Source organism: Arthrobacter oryzae, assembly GCF_030718995.1.
In the GTDB taxonomy this organism is placed as follows: Bacteria; Actinomycetota; Actinomycetes; order Actinomycetales; family Micrococcaceae; genus Arthrobacter; species Arthrobacter oryzae_C.
Map to the genome: position 1 here is coordinate 659,077 of NZ_CP132204.1, position 16,129 is coordinate 675,205.

The following is a 16,129-nucleotide window of genomic DNA, read 5'->3' on the forward strand; positions in this document are numbered from 1 at the left end:
TTATGAACGGCGCGTACCGTTGAACCCGGCTCCGCCGTGGGGTAAGGGTTCGCCTACGATGGAGCCGGTGAAGATCAGGACGTTTGTGGCGTGGATGGAACGCCGCCAGATCGGCCTGTATATTGCCTCGATAGTTGCCGGCGGCGCCCTGGGTTTTCTGGCACCCGGCTCGGCTGCCACCCTGGAGCTGGCGATCAATCCGGTGCTGGGGCTGCTGCTCTACGCCACGTTCCTGGGGATCCCGTTCGCGTCGCTGGGGCGGGCTGCGCGTGACGTCCGGTTCATGGCCACCCTCCTGGTGCTCAACTTCGCCGTGGTGCCGCTGGTGGTCTTTGGGCTGAGCCGGTTCATCGCCGGAGACCAGGCGCTCCTGGTGGGCGTGCTGCTGGTGCTCCTGACGCCGTGCATTGACTACGTCATCGTGTTCAGCGGCCTGGCAGGCGGGGCCAGCGAACGCCTGCTCGCCGCAGCGCCGGTGCTGATGCTCGCCCAGATCCTGCTGCTGCCGGTGTATCTCCTGGCGTTCGTGGGACCGGGCCTGGTCTCCGTGATCGACCCCGCACCCTTCGTCCAGGCCCTCGTGTGGCTCATCATCGTTCCGCTGGCGCTGGCCGCGCTGACGCAGTGGTGGGCCGGGCGCGAAGGTGCCCCTCCCGCCGTCGGACGTCCCGCCGTCGGACGTTCAGGTGACAGCACCGTCGTCGGACGCAAAGTCATGGGCGCCATGCAGGCGCTGATGGTTCCGCTCATGATGGCGACGCTGGCCGTGGTGGTGGGGTCGCAGATCGAGGGCGTGCGCTCGGAGCTGGGTTCGCTGCTGGCGGTGGTGCCGCTCTACGCCGCGTTCCTGCTGGTGATGGTTCCGCTGGGCCTGCTCGCGGCCAGGACTGCGCGCCTGGATGCGCGGGCCACCCTGGCCGTGGTGTTCAGCGGAGCGACCCGCAATTCGCTGGTGGTGCTTCCGCTGGCCCTGGCGCTTCCGGAGCCGCTGGCCCTCGCCGCGCTGGTGGTGGTCACCCAGACCCTGGTGGAACTCGTCGGGATGGTGGCGTTTGTGCGGTTCCTGCCGCGGCTCGTGGTTCCTAGCGGTTCCCTAAATCCTAAGTAGGGCCGAAGTGCCCTTGTTGGGCCGTTGCGTTAGATGTTAAACCTGAGGCCTTGGGAGTGCCGCGAACGGAACTCCCAATGAGCAAATGTTGGGACGGGCTGGGGGGGTCCTTTTCCTCCGCTGATCAGCGGAGGCCGAGTCTGACCACCTTTGCTACAGGAGACACTGATGTCTAAACGCATTTTTGCAGTCATCGCCGCCGTTGTCACGGCACTCTTCCTCTTCAGCAGCCCGGCAACTGCCGGCAACCCCCATTTCATCAAGAACGCAACCACCGCAACACTCCAGGGTTCGGACCTTGTGGTCAATTTCAAGGAAGCTGGACTTCCCTCCGGCGCCGTTGAGTTCATCACGGTGACGGCGCTTCTCTCGACGACATATGAATGCGTCAACAACGGCGGCAAGAACCCGAAAGCGTCGAACAAGACGACCACGCAGACGCAAGGCAGCGTGACGGAACCATTCACAGCTGATAAGAACGGCAACATCGTCGGGTCCCTGACGCTAGAGCCGCCAACCGCCGACGCACTGGGCTTCAGCTGCCCTTCAGGGCAAACGGTAACGTTCGTTAGCGTCACCTACTCAAACGTGACGATCAGCAGCTCACCGTCCGGCGCCTCCCTCCGGTTGGGGGGTCCCTTCACCTACACCAACCCGCTCGCACCGTAATCCTGCACTTCACGTGAGCTAAGGGCCGGCGGCGCCTGGGGAAGCCTCGGTCTCAGAAGGCTTGTCACCGCCGGCCCAGCTCAACGTGATCCGGAACGATGTCCGGGCCAAGTGATCGGTCTGGCGGATTCTCCCAGGGGGACCGGGTGCTCCGCCGACCGACTTCCTCAAGACTATGAAGCGCCGTCGCCGCGTGCGTGAGTGGCGGCTACTTGTCTTTAAGTTGCTGGAGTGACGCAATGTGCAGGACGCTACGCAGGGAGAAAGCGGACCACTCTATCCCCCGGTAGCGAACGCGGGTGCCAGCGGCGGAATAGCTTTATATATTGAGTCAATGACCCAGACTCCAGTGCAGCACCCTGCCGACCACACCCCTGCGGCCGCCGCCCCCGTAGCCCGGAAAGTCCCCACCGAACGGACCCACCACGGCGACACCTTCGTGGACAACTACGAATGGCTGCGGGCCAAGGATTCCGCGGACGTGGTGGAGCACCTCAAGGCCGAGAACGCCTACCAGGAAGCGGTCACCGCCCACCAGGAACCGCTCCGCGAAGCGATCTTCCAGGAGATCAAGGCACGCACGCAGGAGACGGACCTGTCCGTCCCGAACCGCAAGGACGGCTGGTGGTACTACACCCGCTCGGTGGAAGGCAAGGAATACGGCATCCAGTGCCGCGTCAAGGCGCAGAACACCGGGGACCCGGTGGCCGACTGGACGCCCCCGGCGGTGGAGGCCGGCGTCGAACTTCCCGGCGAGGAAGTCCTGCTGGACTGCAACGTGGAAGCCGAAGGCAAGCCGTTCTTCGCCGTGGGCGGCACTGCCGTGACCGTGGACGGCAACCTCTACGCCTACGCCGTGGACAACGCCGGCGACGAACGCTTCACGCTGCGCTTCAAGGACCTGCGCACCGGGGAGATGCTGCCGGACGTCATCGAGAACATCTTCTACGGCGTCTCCTTCTCCCCCGACGGCACGCGCCTGTTCTACACCGTGGTGGACGACGCCTGGCGCCCCTACCAGGTGAAGTCCCACGTGCTGGGCACGCCCGTCACCGAGGATGAGGTGGTTTACCAGGAGGACGACGTCGCCATGTGGCTGGGCTTCGACCTGTCCTCCGACCGGCGCCACCTCGTGCTGAGCATCGGCTGCTCCGAATACAGCGAGACGCGACTGCTCCGCTTTGACGATTACGACGCCGGGCTCCGCACCGTGATCTCCCGCGACGAACGGGTGCTCTATGAGGCCGAGCCGTTCCTTTTGGCTGGTCCGGCGGGACAGAATACTGAGAAGATCCTGGTGACGCACAACCGCAACGCCATCAACTCCATGGTGTCCCTGATGGACGCGGCCGAGCTCGCCAAGCCGCTGGCCGAGCAGGAGTGGACCACCGTCGTCGCGCATTCCGACCAGGTGCGCGTCAACGGCGCGGGCGTCACCTCCACCCACCTGATTGTGTCCGTCCGCAAGGACACGATCGAGCGCGTCCAGGTGCTGGCCCTGGCCGGGCTGGGCACGCCCGCGCAGGGTGATCCGGTGGAACCAGCGTTCGACGAGGAGCTGTACACCGCCGGTGTGGCGGGCTCCGACTACGAGGCCCCGGTGATCCGGATGGGCTACACGTCCTACTTCACGCCGTCGCGCGTGTACGACTTTGTGCTGCCGACTCCTGCTTCGCCCGCCGGCGAGCTGCTGCTCCGGAAGGAAAGCCCCGTGCTGGGCGGCTACTCCCCGTCCGACTATGTGGCCACCCGTGAATGGGCGACGGCGGCCGACGGCACCCGCATTCCCCTGTCGGTGCTGCGGCACGCCTCGGTAGCCCGCGATTCCTCCGCGGCCGGGCTGGTTTACGGGTACGGATCCTACGAGCTGAGCATGGACCCGGGGTTCGGCATCCCGCGGCTGTCGCTGCTGGACCGCGGGATCGTGTTCGTCATTGCCCACATCCGCGGCGGCGGCGAGCTGGGCCGGCACTGGTACGAGGACGGCAAGAAGCTCGCCAAAAAGAACACGTTCACGGACTTCATCGCGGCCACCGACTGGCTGGCTTCCTCCGGGTGGGTCTCGCCGTCGCGGATCGCTGCGATGGGTGGCTCCGCGGGCGGCCTGCTGATGGGCGCCGTGGCCAACCTCGCCCCGGAGAAGTACGCCGCCATTGTGGCCGCCGTGCCGTTCGTGGACGCGCTGACCACCATCCTGGATCCGGAGCTGCCGCTGTCCGCGCTCGAGTGGGAGGAATGGGGCAACCCGATCACGGACCCCGAGGTGTACGCGTACATGAAGTCCTACACGCCGTACGAGAACGTTGGCGCCCTGCCGTACCCGAAGATTGCCGCCGTGACCTCGTTCAACGACACGCGGGTGCTGTACGTGGAGCCGGCCAAGTGGGTGCAGGCCCTGCGCTCTGAAACCACCGGGGCGGAGCCGATCGTGATGAAGATCGAGATGGACGGCGGCCACGGCGGAGCGTCCGGCCGGTACGTCCAGTGGCGCGAACGGGCCTGGGACTACGCCTTCGTGGCCGACTCCGTGGGCGCGACTGAGTTGCTGCCGGGGGCCGGGGTTAAGTAGGTTTCCCCTGCGGGGCCTGGCGGGGCCTTTGCGCGGCGCCTTGCGCGGCGATTTGCCGGTTTCGGCCGCTATGCGGGGTGCATAGCGGCCAAAGTTGGCAAACGGGTGGTTACCGCCGGAATACAGGACGCTACCAAAAGATCATCATCATGCTTACTATTGACTCGCGATAGGCACATCGGTGTAGAAACTGCTCACTGGGGGCAGCAGAAACCGTGCCGGAACTGGAGTTATTCGTGAGCACTGAACAGGGTTTGACCCCGCTTTCCAACGAAGAACTGATGGCTCAGGGCGGCACCGCGCTCCCGGACAAGGAAGTAGCCTCCGTCCTGGACCTTAATGCCGACCTGGACCTGGGCATCAACGCCGCAGCACCCATCGACCTCGCAGTGGCAGCCAACGCCAACGTGGCAGCACCGATCGACGCGGCAGCCTCCGCGAACATCCTCTCGTACGGGTCCGAGGCCCAGGCCCTTGCTGACCAGGGCGTAATCATCGACCAAGGCATCACAGCGGATGCCACGGCCGATTCCACGCAGGACAGCACCATTGACCAGGCGCCTGAGACCACCGACGCTGACGCTACCGGCAGCGGCACGGCGGACGGAACCACCGCTGACGGAACCACCGACGGCGGCCTGCTGCCGGAGGACACTACTCCCGACGTCGGCGCTTTGCCGGTGGACCCCACCGCGGCCCTGGACGGCGACCTCCTGAACGTCAACGTGGACCTGGCCGCGGACGCGGACATCGCGGCCCCGATCAACGGCGCCGTCGCAGCCAACGCCAACGTGGCCGCTCCGATCGATGCGGCCGTGGCCGCCAACATAGGCTCCATCGACAGCGACGCCTTCGCCGTGGCACAGCAGGATGCCATCATCAGCCAGCACATCGACGGCGCGGCCACCGCCTCAGCCGACCAGCAGTCCGATCTCCGCCAGTAGAACCGGAGACGACGTCACAATGAGCACGCCCTAATGAGCACTGTGCACGGCGGGCCGTCCCGGCTGGACGGCCCGCCGGCTTCTTCTGCGCCCATCGCCGGCCAACGGACGGACGAATCAGGGACGGCTACTGCATCGCCAGATGTTCCCGTCCGCGCGGACGGCATCGAACTGATCGGCGAAACGAAGGGTTCGGGCTACCGTGAGCCGCCCTCGTTGGTCAGGCGTGCCGACGGGCAGGCCATCCAGCTGACCCGACTGCTGTACTTGGTGCTGGAGGCCATCGACGGCCGGCGCAGCGTCGAGTCGATTGCGGAGCAGGCCAGCTCACGCTTCGGCAAGATGGTCAGCGCCGACAACGTCCGCACCTTGATCAACTCGCAACTTCTACCACTGGGGCTGCTCCGGCTGGCCGACGGCTCGCAGCCCGGGGTCAAGAAGGCCGATCCGCTCCTGGGCATGCGCTTCCGGTACACCGTGACCGACCCGGACCGCACCCGCAAACTGACCACTCCCTTCAATGTGCTGTTCAACCCGCTGATTGTTGTTGCCGTGTGTGCAGCCTTCCTTGCCACGTGCTGGTGGGTGCTGATGGTCAAGGGGCTCGGTTCCGCCACGCATGACGCCTTCGCCAACCCGGGCATGGTGATCCTGGTCCTGGTCGTGACCGTGCTGTCCGCCGGCTTCCACGAGTTCGGCCATGCCGCCGCCGCCCGCCGCGGTGGCGCCACACCGGGGGCCATGGGCGCGGGCCTCTACCTGATCTGGCCCGCGTTCTTCACCGACGTCACCGACTCCTACCGGCTGGGCCGCGGTGGCCGGATCCGCACGGACCTGGGCGGACTGTATTTCAATGCAATCGTGGCCGTGGCCATCATGGGCATCTGGTGGGCCACCGGTTTCGACGCGCTGCTGCTGGTGGTGGTCACGCAGGTCCTGCAGATGGTCCGGCAACTGCTACCCCTGGTCCGGTTCGACGGCTACCACATCCTGGCCGATGCCACCGGTGTCCCGGACCTCTTCCAGCGCATCAAGCCGACCCTGCTGGGACTGCTGCCCTGGCGCCGTACGGCCCCGGAGGCCCAGGTGCTCAAGCCTTGGGCCCGGGCGGTAGTGACTCTATGGGTGCTGGTCACTGTGCCGCTGCTTCTGTTCAGTCTGGCCTTGATGGTGGTCTCGCTGCCGCGGCTCCTGGGCACGGCCTGGGCGGGCGTGCTGGAACAACAGTCGCTGCTGTCCGATAGCTTGTCTGCCGGGGACATCGCGGGCGCCGCGGTGCGAGCCCTGGCGATCGCCGCCGTCGCACTTCCCGTGGTGGGCATTTTCTACATCCTGCTGCGCCTGGTCCGCCAGTTGACTACGTGGCTCTGGCAGAAGACCCGCGGCAAGGCCGTCCAGCGGGGCGCCGCGATCGCCGTCGTCGCCGCTGTGGCGGCCGGCCTGGCCTGGGCCTGGTGGCCCGGCGAAGACACGTACCGGCCGGTGCAGCCTTACGAGCGCGGCACCCTGGCCGACGTCACGACGGCGCTGTTTCCTACTGCTGCGTCCGCCACGCTGCGGGAGGGCCAGGCCGGGAAAACGGTGGCATTGTGGCCCGCCGGTTCGGCCAAGCCCACCCGGGAACAACCCCGGCTGAGCATGGTGCTGGTGCCCCGTGCGGATTCGGCCACGAGCGCTGCGGATGGTGACGGCGATGCTGCCGCGCCGCCGTCGTGGGTGTTCCCGTTCGACCGGCCGGCGGCCCCTGAAGAAGGTGACAGCCAGGCCCTCGCGGTCAACACGCAGGACGGCTCGGTGGTGTACGACGTCGCCTTCGCGCTGGTCTGGGCCGAGGACGGCGAACCCGTGGACACCACGAACGAGGCCTACGCCTTTGCCAGCTGCACGGACTGCGCCGCTGTGGCCGTGGGCTTCCAGGTGGTGCTGATCGTGGGCCAGGCGGATGTGATCGTTCCGGAAAACCTGTCAGCCGCAGCGAACTACAACTGCGTCCGGTGCCTCACGTATGCCGTGGCCAGCCAGCTGGTGCTTACGCTGGACGGGCCCCTGAGCGAGGACGGCATGGCCCGGCTCAACGCGTTGTGGGCAGAGATTGCCGAGTTCGGCCGTAACTTGCAGAACGTTCCTCTGTCCGAGATCCAGGAACGCCTCAACGCGTTCAAGGCGCAGGTGACTCTGATTGTCCAGAGCGACCCCAGTGCCACCAAGGGCGCCGGCACTACCGCGACGCCAAGCTCCACGGCCAGTCCTTCCACCGGCGCCACGTCCGGGGCTTCGTCCGGCCCGTCGTCCGGGTCCAGCCCGGCGCCCTCGGGAACGACGACTGCGACCCCGGCGCCCTCGGGAACGACGATGGCGGGAACCGGAGGCGCTGTGACGGACGGGCCCTCTGCCACAACTGAGCCGACGGAAGCGGCACCGGCTCCAGCCACTTCCGCGCCAGGGGGGTGAGCCCGTCGAAACCCGCGGCTTGGCGCGACGATTTGCCGGTTTTGGCCGCTATGCGGGGTGCATAGCGGCCAAAAATGGCAAACGGGTGCGGATTCAGCGGGGCGCGGGTGTGCGGGTGGTCAGGCCTGGGCCGGATCCAGCGGCTTGGGGACGATGGGCTGGTCGTTGGCCGTGAGGTCGATGCCCAGATCCTTGGCGAACACGAGTCGCGTGTCCTTGTAGATTCCCGGGTGGCTCTCGTCCAGCTCGAAGACGCGGGCCCCGCGCAGGCGGTTCCGCTCAGCGCCGTCCAGGCCGTAGGCGCCGAACCCTGTTCCGGGGGCGTAGCCCAGCTGGACACCGTAGTAGTTGCCCACGTAGGTGTTGACGTGGTCGTGCCCCACGAAGTATCCGAGCACATCCCCGCGCTCCAGGAAAGCGTTGAACAAGCCGGAGTTGATGGGGCCGGGGCACTCGTCCTCGTTCCGCTCTCCGACAATTTTGTGCTTCGTGAGCGCCCGGGCGTGATCTGCCTCTGTCCTTGAGTCGAGGCTGGCGAACCACATGTTGCGGTGCTCGTGGAGCGCGATGTGGCCCCACATGAGGGACGGGACCTTCTTGCCGTACTTCTGCTCGGTGGCGATGGACTGGTTCCGGTACCAGGTCACCTGGTCCATGCGCACCCAGTCCCAGTCCGGGTAGCCCGCAAAGTCCTGGCCGTTGATGGTGTCCGGGGCGTAGCGGCCCGTGTCGATGAGCCACAGGCCGAAGGCCGGAGCCTTGGTGCGGGAGGACTGCACCAAGAGCTGCGAGTTGGACGTGCCGGTCAGTCCGGGCACGGAGTCTGCGTTCACGTTGTACTGGTAGCTCTGCAGGAACTGAAGCATCTTGGCTTCGGTCATGCCCGTCTTCTGCGCGGAGTCTTCGTCGTGGTTGCCGAAGGTCACCGCCCACGGGATCTGCCGGCTTTCCATGGGCTGGACTACGTGGTTGAGCGCCTGCTTGACCTCGAGTTCGGACTCCATTCCGCCGTTGACCACATCGCCGTTGATCACCACGAAGTCCGGCTTTTCCGCCTCAAGGGTCTTGTCCATAAGTTCGATGGTGCGGCGGTCCGTCTGCTCGTCGTCCTGGGTGTCGTTGAACTGGACAATCTTGAACTTGCCGTCCGGGCGGAAGGCGAGGGTCGGCTTGGGGGCCTTGGCGCCGGGCGCTGCCTGGCTCCCGGTTGCTGCCGCCACGGTGATGCCGAGCGCCCCCAGCGTTCCGGCAGCAGCCAGCGCCGCCCGCCTGCTGAGCTTGGCCTGGTGGATGGTGGTGTTCATTGAGACCTCTCCGGTGGTGCACTGATGCGGCCTCAGAACCGGGCCGCGGATATGCCCACACGGTAGGAGAGGGAAGCGTCCCGGCTTCAAACGGGTGGTGAACGCCCAGTGCCGGCCGGTGGAGGTCAGGAGGCGTGCGGACGGTCCCGGCGCCGTGCCGCCCACTCAGTGCTGAGCATGGCGTAGACAACTTCCGTGGCCCATTCGCCCTTGTACCGCCATTTGTCCACGTGCCTGCCCTCCAGGCGCATGCCCAGCCGCTCGCAGATGGCGGCCGACGCCGTGTTCAGTGCGTCCAGCTTGGCGTCGATCCGGTGGAAGCTCAGGCCCTCGAAGCCGAGCTTGAGCATCGCCTCCGCAGCCTCGGTGGCGTAGCCGTGACCCCGCGCACCGGGAGCCAGGCTCCAACCCACCTCCGCCTGGCCGAAACCCGGCAGCCACTTGAGCACCACTTCGCCGATGAGCCCGGGCGAGTCGGCAGCCTCAATGGCGAGCGCCACCCAGTCGCCCTCCTTGTCGAAAACGAAGTTCGCGTAGTTGCCCACCCGCTCCATGCATTGCGTGTAGCTCTTGGCCGGACCGGGCAGGAACCGGGCTGTCGCAGGCAGCGAATGGTAGGCGTGGAAGGCATCGAGGTCGCCGGCCTCGAAGCGGCGCAGGATCAGGCGGCCAGTGCGGATGGGCAGTCGGATGTCCGGCATGGTTCGAGCGTACCCGTGAGCCGGAGGTTGAGCCCGCCGAAACCGGCCGGCAGGCCCAACCACCGCCGCCGGGCGCCGAACTACGCGCCCCGAACTACGTGCCCCGAACTACGCGGTCGCTGGACCCGTCGGTGCAGCGGCGCGGGTGGCGTGTCCGTGGCTCCTGGGCCACATTTGAACTGCCATGACGAATGCCCAGGCGGCCAGGAGAACCAGTGCAACCAGCCGCGGTGCCGAGTCGAACAGGCCCACGTAGGACACCATCAGGCCGTGGATAATCCAGGCGACCCCCGAGGCCGCAGCAAGCCACCCCGGCCAGCGGGCATATGCGTAGCCGTACGCGATGGCCAGGCCAAAGAAAATCAGCGTGAGTCCGAGCAGGATGTTGGAGTAGCTCTGCAGCGCGTACTCAGACCACCTCAGTCCCATGGCAGCCGAGAGGGCTGCAGGCTCCTGTTCGGCGGGCGCAGCCGTCCAGGCGTCCACGGCCCACTTGAGCGCCACGCCGTCCACCGCCTGCAGCATGGTGATCACCGCCGCCGTCAGCACGGCCGCGGCCAGGCCAAAGCGCGCCAGCACACCGGGTCCCTCCCGCTTGGCGGTGATGGCAAAGTACACGGCGACGAGTCCGCCGAGGAACACCAGGGCCGCGGCCCATTGGGTGAAGTGGATGGCAATCCAGGCGTCGGTCTGGGCATACTCCCTGAAGACCGCCGTATGGTTCATGACATCTTCCCTGGACGGGTGCACTGCCGTGGCAGCCACCAACAAAATCACGCCGAGGGGAATGGCTATCGCACCGATCCTTCCCCAGAGTGCACTTGGTTCCACACGAGTTTCCATCGCGTTCTCCTCCCCAAGCCGGCAGCGCCCCAACGGTGCCTGATCCCCCCGCAGGACGCATGGCCAGGCTTTCCATTGCTTTGAATATGGCTGGAGTGGGCGGGAACAGCCTCGCCCATAGCAACAGATTAGGAGCTTCACGGGGGAAGGTATAGCCCTCTTTCCCCGGGCGCACCACGAAGCAGAGGCCCCCGGCGCACCCGACGGAACCAAGCCCGTGACCCGGGAAACTAATCATGCTTACTATTGTGTGCAGCCCGTTTCCAGCAGGTTCAACCGAAGGAGCAGACATGTCGCTACGCAAGGGAACATCCGTGGAATGGAACACGCCGCAGGGACCCACCCACGGCAAGATCGTGGAGAAGAAGACCAGCGACTTCGAGCTGGACGGCAACAAGCACCGGGCCAGCGAGGAGGAACCCCAGTACGTGGTGGAGTCCGCCAAGACCGGTGCCCGCGCCGCCCACAAGGCGTCCGCCCTGACCGAGAAGGACTAGGGGAATGCCGGCCCGGCAGCACCACGACGTCCTGGTCATTGGCGGCGGCAACGCCGGAATCTCCCTGGCGGCCCGCCTGCACCGCTACGGGGTTACCGACATTGCCGTGGTGGAGCCGAAGGACCACCACCTCTACCAGCCCCTGTTTTCGCACATCGCCGGCGGCCGGGCCATGGCGTCCGAGGCGATCCGGCCGCAGTCCACGGTCACGCCGCGCGGGGTGAAATGGATCCGCGACGGCGCTGCCGGCATCGACGCCGCCGCCAACACCGTGTCGCTCGCCTCCGGCGACACCGTGACGTACGGACAGCTGGTGGTGTGCCCCGGCCTCCAGCTGGACTGGGACAAGGTGCCCGGCCTGGCCGACGCCGTCCACTCACCGCACGGCGCCTCCCACTACGAGTTCGAGCTGGCACCGAAGGCCTGGACCCTGCTGAGCACCCTGACGTCCGGCACCGCGGTGTTCACCATGCCGGCCGGGCCCGTCAAATGCGGAGGTGCCGCGCAAAAGCCGATGTACTTGGCGTGCGACTACTGGCGGGAACAAGGCGTCCTCGACGACATCCGCGTGGTCATGGTGCAGCCCTACCCCACAGTCTTCGGCGTCCCGGGCGTGGACGAGGAACTGGACCGGAAGGTGGCCGAATACGGCATCGAGCTGCGGCTCAACAGCGAACTGGTCGCAGTGGACGCCGGGGGCCAAAAAGCGAGCATCAGGAACAACGGCACCACAGAGGAACTCAGCTACGACGTCCTGAATGCGGTCCCGCCGCAGTCAGCGCCGGGCTGGCTCAAGCGCACCGATCTGCCCGCGCCGGGCGATGCCGGCGGCTTCGTGGAGGTGGACCCGGAGACCCTCCGGCACGTCCGCTACCCGAACGTCTGGTCCCTGGGCGACGCCGCCGGCACCACCAACTCCAAATGCGGCGGCGCCCTGCGCAAGCAGGCCAAGGTGCTGGCCAAGAACCTCGTAGCGGCGCGCAAGGGGGAACCGCTGGAGGAGAAGTACAACGGCTACGCGGTGTGCCCGTTCACCGTCTCGCGGTCAACAGTGGTCTTCGCCGAGTTCGACGCCAGGTACCAGCCGATGCCCACCATCCCGAAGGTCCCGACGTGGAAAGAGAGCCGGGCGTCATGGGTGGTGGACCGCGATATCTTCCCGCAGGTGTACTGGAACCTCATCCTGAAGGGCCGCGCCTGACTAGTGAGAGAGCGTCTCGGAAATTGCGACGAAAAGTGAGAGAGCGTCCCAGGAAACGCGACGAAAAGTGAGAGAGCGTCCCGGTTAGGAAGCGGAATGTACGACGGCGGCAGTCGCCTCCGCGATCGCGCGCTCCTCGTCCGTGGGGACCACCAGGACGGGGATGAGCGAGGCAGCGGTGGAAATCACCCGCGGTTCCTTGGACCGCTGGCTGTTCAGCCCGGCGTCGAGCTCTATGCCCAGTGCGCCCAGCTTGTCCGCCACCAGCGTGCGGAACTGGTGCGAATTCTCGCCGATGCCCGCGGTGAACACCAGCGCCTTCGCCCCGCCCACGGCCACGTGGTACCCGCCGATGTACTTGGCCAGCCGGTAGGACGCGACGGCGAGCGCCGTGGTTGCGCGGGCGTCGCCGGCTTCGGAGGCCTCCACCACGGAGCGCATGTCGTTGTTTCCCGCGAGCCCCTTGAGCCCGGATTCGCGGTTGAGCAGGGAGTCGATGTCCTCGGTGGACCAGCCGGCGCGGCCCAGGAACACCAGGATGGACGGGTCCAGGTCGCCCGAGCGCGTGCCCATCACCAGGCCCTCCAGCGGGGTGAAGCCCATGGAGGTGTCCACGGACTGTCCGCTGCGGATGGCCGTGACGGAGGCGCCGTTCCCCAGGTGGGCGATCACGCCGTCGAACTCGTCCACCGGGAGATCCAGCAGCGCCGCAGCCTGGTGCGAAACGTACTCGTGCGAGGTGCCGTGGAAGCCGTAGCGGCGGATTCCGTGGTTGGTGTACAGCGAGTCCGGCACGGCGTAGCGCCAGGCGTGCTCGGGCAGGGTGCGGTGGAAGGCGGTGTCGAACACGGCAACCTGCGGCATGTCCGGCCACTTCTTGGCGATGGCGCGGATGCCCAGCACGTTGGCGGGATTGTGCAGCGGGGCCAGCGGGTTGAGCCGTTCGATGGCACGGGTGATCTCGTTGTCGATCAGCACGGGCTCGCCGAAGCGCTCGCCCCCGTGAACCACCCGGTGGCCCACGGCATCCAAGGTCCGCTCCCCCAGCACCCCGTGGATGGCGGCGTCCACCTGTTCCAGGGCTTCCGCGTGGTCGCGCGGGCCCTCGATCTCGCCGTCGCCTTCCCCGCCGTTGCCCATGCCGATCTTTTCGATCAGCCCCTCGGTCAGGACGCTGTGGGTTGCCACGTCCCGCACCTGGTACTTGAGCGAGGACGAACCGGAGTTGATGACGAGGACGAGCACTGGGCCTCCTAAGCCTTGGCTGCTGCGGTGGTCGGTGGAAGTTCGATCGTAGCGTCATTGCATCGTGCGCGGCGGGCGCTTAGAGTCGGCGGACCATTTGGACTACGTACGGAGGGGTTTCTTCATGACTGACAACGCCACGCAGCCGGCCGGCGCCGAGCCGGACGGTACCGAAGCCGGGGGCGCCGGACCCGAGGGCATCGCGCCGGACACCGGATCCAAGAAAAAGGACCCCACCGGCGTCGAAGGCGCCAACCCGGCCCTGGACGACACGGGCAACGTCAAGGCCGCCGAAGTGGGCGAGTCCCCCGAGCCGCCCGAGAACGTGGAGGACCTGGACCTCACGCCGGCGGGGCTGGCGGACGAGCCGGCCAAGCAGGAAGACGAGGCCAGCCCGGCCGAGCCGGAAAACAGCTAGAGCCGGAAAACAGCTAGAGCCGCGGGCAGCTGGCCGGCGCCGCCTCTGCCTAAGCGTGCGCAGCGGCGGCTGCCGGCTCGGCTGCCGGCTCCACCGACTGCGCCTGCACGGCGGTGATGGCCACCGTGTTCACGATGTCCTCCACGGTGCAGCCGCGGGAGAGGTCGTTCACCGGCTTGCGGAGCCCCTGCAGTACAGGCCCGACGGCGACTGCCCCCGAGGACTGCTGCACCGCCTTGTAGGTGTTGTTGCCGGTGTTGAGGTCCGGGAAGATGAACACGGTGGCCTGCCCGGCCACGGACGAGCCCGGCATCTTGGACTGGGCGATGGCGGCGTCCACGGCGGCGTCGTACTGGATGGGGCCTTCGACGGCGAGGTCCGGGCGGCGCTCCTTCACCACTTCGGTGGCCTGCCGGACCTTGTCCACCGCCTCGCCGGTCCCGGACCCGCCGGTGGAGTAGGACAGCATGGCCACGCGCGGTTCCACGCCGAACTGCGTGGCGGTCTCGGCCGAGGCCAGCGCGATGTCCGCCAGCTGCTCGGCGTTCGGGTCCGGGTTGACAGCACAGTCGCCGTACACCAGCACCCGGTCCGGCATCAGCATCAGGAACACCGAGGAGACGATCTTCACGCCGTCGCGGGTCTTCACGAACTCCAAGGCCGGGCGGATGGTGTGGGCGGTGGTGTGCGCGGCGCCTGACACCATGCCGTCCACTACGCCCAGCTGCACCATCATGGTGCCGAAGTAGCTGCCGTCCAGCATGACCTCCAGCGCCCGGGCCAGGTCCACGCCCTTGTGCGCGCGCAGCTCCGCATACTTCTCGGCGAACTGCTGGCGCAGCTCGGACGTGGCGGGGTCGATGATCTTTATGCCGGAAATGTCGATACCCTGCGTGGACGCGAGTTCCCGGACGTCGGATTCGTTGCCCAGGATGGTGAGGTCGCAGACGTCCCGCCGGTGCAGGATTTCCGCGGCGCGCAGGATCCGCACGTCGTTGCCCTCGGGCAGCACGATGTGCCGCCGCTGCAGCCTGGCCCGCTCGATGAGGTCGTGCAGGAACCGCAGCGGCGTCATGCGCTCCAGCCTCGGCAGGTGCAGGCGCTCCACCAGCTCGGCCTCGTCGACGCGCCTGGCCCACAGCCCCACGGCCGAGGCCACCTTGCGGCGGTGCCCGGACCAGATTTCGCTGCGGACCTCGGACACCTGCTTGGCGGTGGTGTAGGTATCGTCCGGGCCCGCGAACACGGGGAACGGCGCCTGCGCAAGCAGCGAATAGATGTTTGCGTCCGGGGCCAGGCCGCCGGTGAGGATGATCGCTGACGGCACCGGGAACTCCGGCGAGAAGGACGACGCCAGGCACGCGACCATCACGTCCGCACGGTCACCCGGGACGATCACCAGCGCGCCGTCGTCGAGCACGTGCAGGAAGTTGGCCACGCTCATGGCCGCGACCTTGATGGAGCGGACGTCGCGTTCCATGTCCTGCCGGCCGGCCACCTGGCGGATCCCCAGGGCGGCGGCCACCTCGCCGGTGGTGGGCCGGGCGATGTCCTCCAGTTCGGGGAAGACGTACACGGGCCGGCCGGACGCGCCGGGCTTCACCGCCGCCACGATCCCGTCCACGTCCTCGGGGTCGGCACGGTTCACCATGATGGCCAGCAGGCTGCAGCGTTCCGCCGCCAGCTCCTTGCGGGCAACCTCGACGGCGTCAGCCGCCTCCGCGACGGTTCGCCCCTTCGCGCCCACCACGGCCACCACGGACGCAGCCAGGTTGTTCGCGAGGCGGGCGTTGAGGTCAAATTCGACGGCGGCATCCTGGCCCGTGAGGTCTGTGCCCTCCACGATCACCACGTCGCAGTGGCGTGACATCTCCGCGAAAATCTCCACGCAGCGGGCGTCGATCTCCGCCCGGTTACCTTCGGCCAGGAGGGAGCGGACCTCAGTTGCCGTCAGGCCGCCGCGGCAGCGCTGGTCGTCGAGGTCGAACCGGGATTTCATCAGGGCCACCATGGGGTCCGATGCGGCGTCCGGGCCGTGGACCACGGGTTTGAAGAAGCCGATGCGGTCCGCGTGCCGGTGCAGCGTGTCCGCAAGCCCCAGCGCTATGAGCGACTTACCGGATCCCGGTGTGGTCGCGCTGACATAAATCCCCTTGGCCATGGTCCGCCCTTAGGTTGT

General features: G+C 67.2%; 13 protein-coding genes. 8 read left to right on the forward strand and 5 right to left on the reverse strand.

Going from position 1 to position 16,129, the window contains the following annotated elements; all coding sequences use genetic code 11:
* Positions 1-58: 58 nt before the first annotated feature.
* From Q8Z05_RS03075 to Q8Z05_RS03095, 5 genes are all read left to right on the forward strand, one after another.
* Positions 59-1,108: an arsenic resistance protein gene (locus Q8Z05_RS03075; protein ID WP_305942034.1), complete on the forward strand. Its 1,050-nt coding sequence runs from the start codon at positions 59-61 to the stop codon at positions 1,106-1,108.
* Between the two features lie 168 nt (positions 1,109-1,276).
* Positions 1,277-1,777, forward strand: a complete 501-nt coding sequence (locus Q8Z05_RS03080; RefSeq protein ID WP_305942035.1) for a hypothetical protein — start codon at positions 1,277-1,279, stop codon at positions 1,775-1,777.
* A 334-nt stretch (positions 1,778-2,111) separates the two neighbouring features.
* On the forward strand, positions 2,112-4,346 hold the full coding sequence (locus tag Q8Z05_RS03085; RefSeq protein ID WP_305942036.1) for a S9 family peptidase: 2,235 nt from the start codon (positions 2,112-2,114) through the stop codon (positions 4,344-4,346).
* A 236-nt stretch (positions 4,347-4,582) separates the two neighbouring features.
* Entirely contained in the window at positions 4,583-5,290 is a 708-nt protein-coding gene (locus tag Q8Z05_RS03090) for a peptidoglycan-binding protein (RefSeq protein WP_305942037.1), read from the forward strand.
* Between the two features lie 33 nt (positions 5,291-5,323).
* The gene (locus Q8Z05_RS03095; RefSeq protein ID WP_305942038.1) at positions 5,324-7,741 is read left to right on the forward strand and encodes a hypothetical protein; all 2,418 of its coding nucleotides are present in this window, start codon (positions 5,324-5,326) and stop codon (positions 7,739-7,741) included.
* 119 nt (positions 7,742-7,860) lie between these two features.
* Here the strand turns inward: Q8Z05_RS03095 and Q8Z05_RS03100 are convergent, their stop codons facing one another.
* From Q8Z05_RS03100 to Q8Z05_RS03110, 3 genes are all read right to left on the reverse strand, one after another.
* Positions 7,861-9,045, reverse strand: a complete 1,185-nt coding sequence (locus Q8Z05_RS03100) for a metallophosphoesterase family protein (protein WP_305942039.1) — start codon at positions 9,043-9,045, stop codon at positions 7,861-7,863.
* Between the two features lie 125 nt (positions 9,046-9,170).
* Entirely contained in the window at positions 9,171-9,746 is a 576-nt protein-coding gene (locus Q8Z05_RS03105; protein WP_305942040.1) for a GNAT family N-acetyltransferase, read from the reverse strand.
* A 108-nt stretch (positions 9,747-9,854) separates the two neighbouring features.
* Positions 9,855-10,589 carry a hypothetical protein gene (locus tag Q8Z05_RS03110; protein ID WP_305942041.1) on the reverse strand — a complete coding sequence of 245 codons (735 nt, stop codon included), beginning with the start codon at positions 10,587-10,589 and terminating at the stop codon, positions 9,855-9,857.
* Between the two features lie 290 nt (positions 10,590-10,879).
* Here Q8Z05_RS03110 and Q8Z05_RS03115 point away from each other — a divergent pair, with 290 nt between their 5' ends.
* Both Q8Z05_RS03115 and Q8Z05_RS03120 read left to right on the forward strand, forming a co-directional pair.
* Positions 10,880-11,086, forward strand: coding sequence for a DUF2945 domain-containing protein (locus Q8Z05_RS03115; RefSeq protein ID WP_305942042.1), 207 nt, complete (start codon positions 10,880-10,882; stop codon positions 11,084-11,086).
* A gap of 4 nt (positions 11,087-11,090) precedes the next feature.
* Entirely contained in the window at positions 11,091-12,287 is a 1,197-nt protein-coding gene (locus Q8Z05_RS03120) for an NAD(P)/FAD-dependent oxidoreductase (protein WP_305942043.1), read from the forward strand.
* An 84-nt stretch (positions 12,288-12,371) separates the two neighbouring features.
* On the opposite strand, the gene Q8Z05_RS03125 is transcribed toward Q8Z05_RS03120, so the two are convergent.
* A complete protein-coding gene (locus Q8Z05_RS03125; RefSeq protein WP_305942044.1) occupies positions 12,372-13,532 on the reverse strand; it encodes an acetate kinase in 1,161 nt (386 codons plus the stop codon).
* Between the two features lie 124 nt (positions 13,533-13,656).
* Between Q8Z05_RS03125 and Q8Z05_RS03130 the strand changes: the two genes are divergently transcribed.
* On the forward strand, positions 13,657-13,950 hold the full coding sequence (locus tag Q8Z05_RS03130) for a hypothetical protein (protein ID WP_305942045.1): 294 nt from the start codon (positions 13,657-13,659) through the stop codon (positions 13,948-13,950).
* Positions 13,951-13,999: 49 nt separating this feature from the next.
* On the opposite strand, the gene pta is transcribed toward Q8Z05_RS03130, so the two are convergent.
* A complete protein-coding gene (gene pta / locus Q8Z05_RS03135; RefSeq protein ID WP_305942046.1) occupies positions 14,000-16,111 on the reverse strand; it encodes a phosphate acetyltransferase in 2,112 nt (703 codons plus the stop codon).
* Between the last annotated feature and the right edge of the window lie 18 nt (positions 16,112-16,129).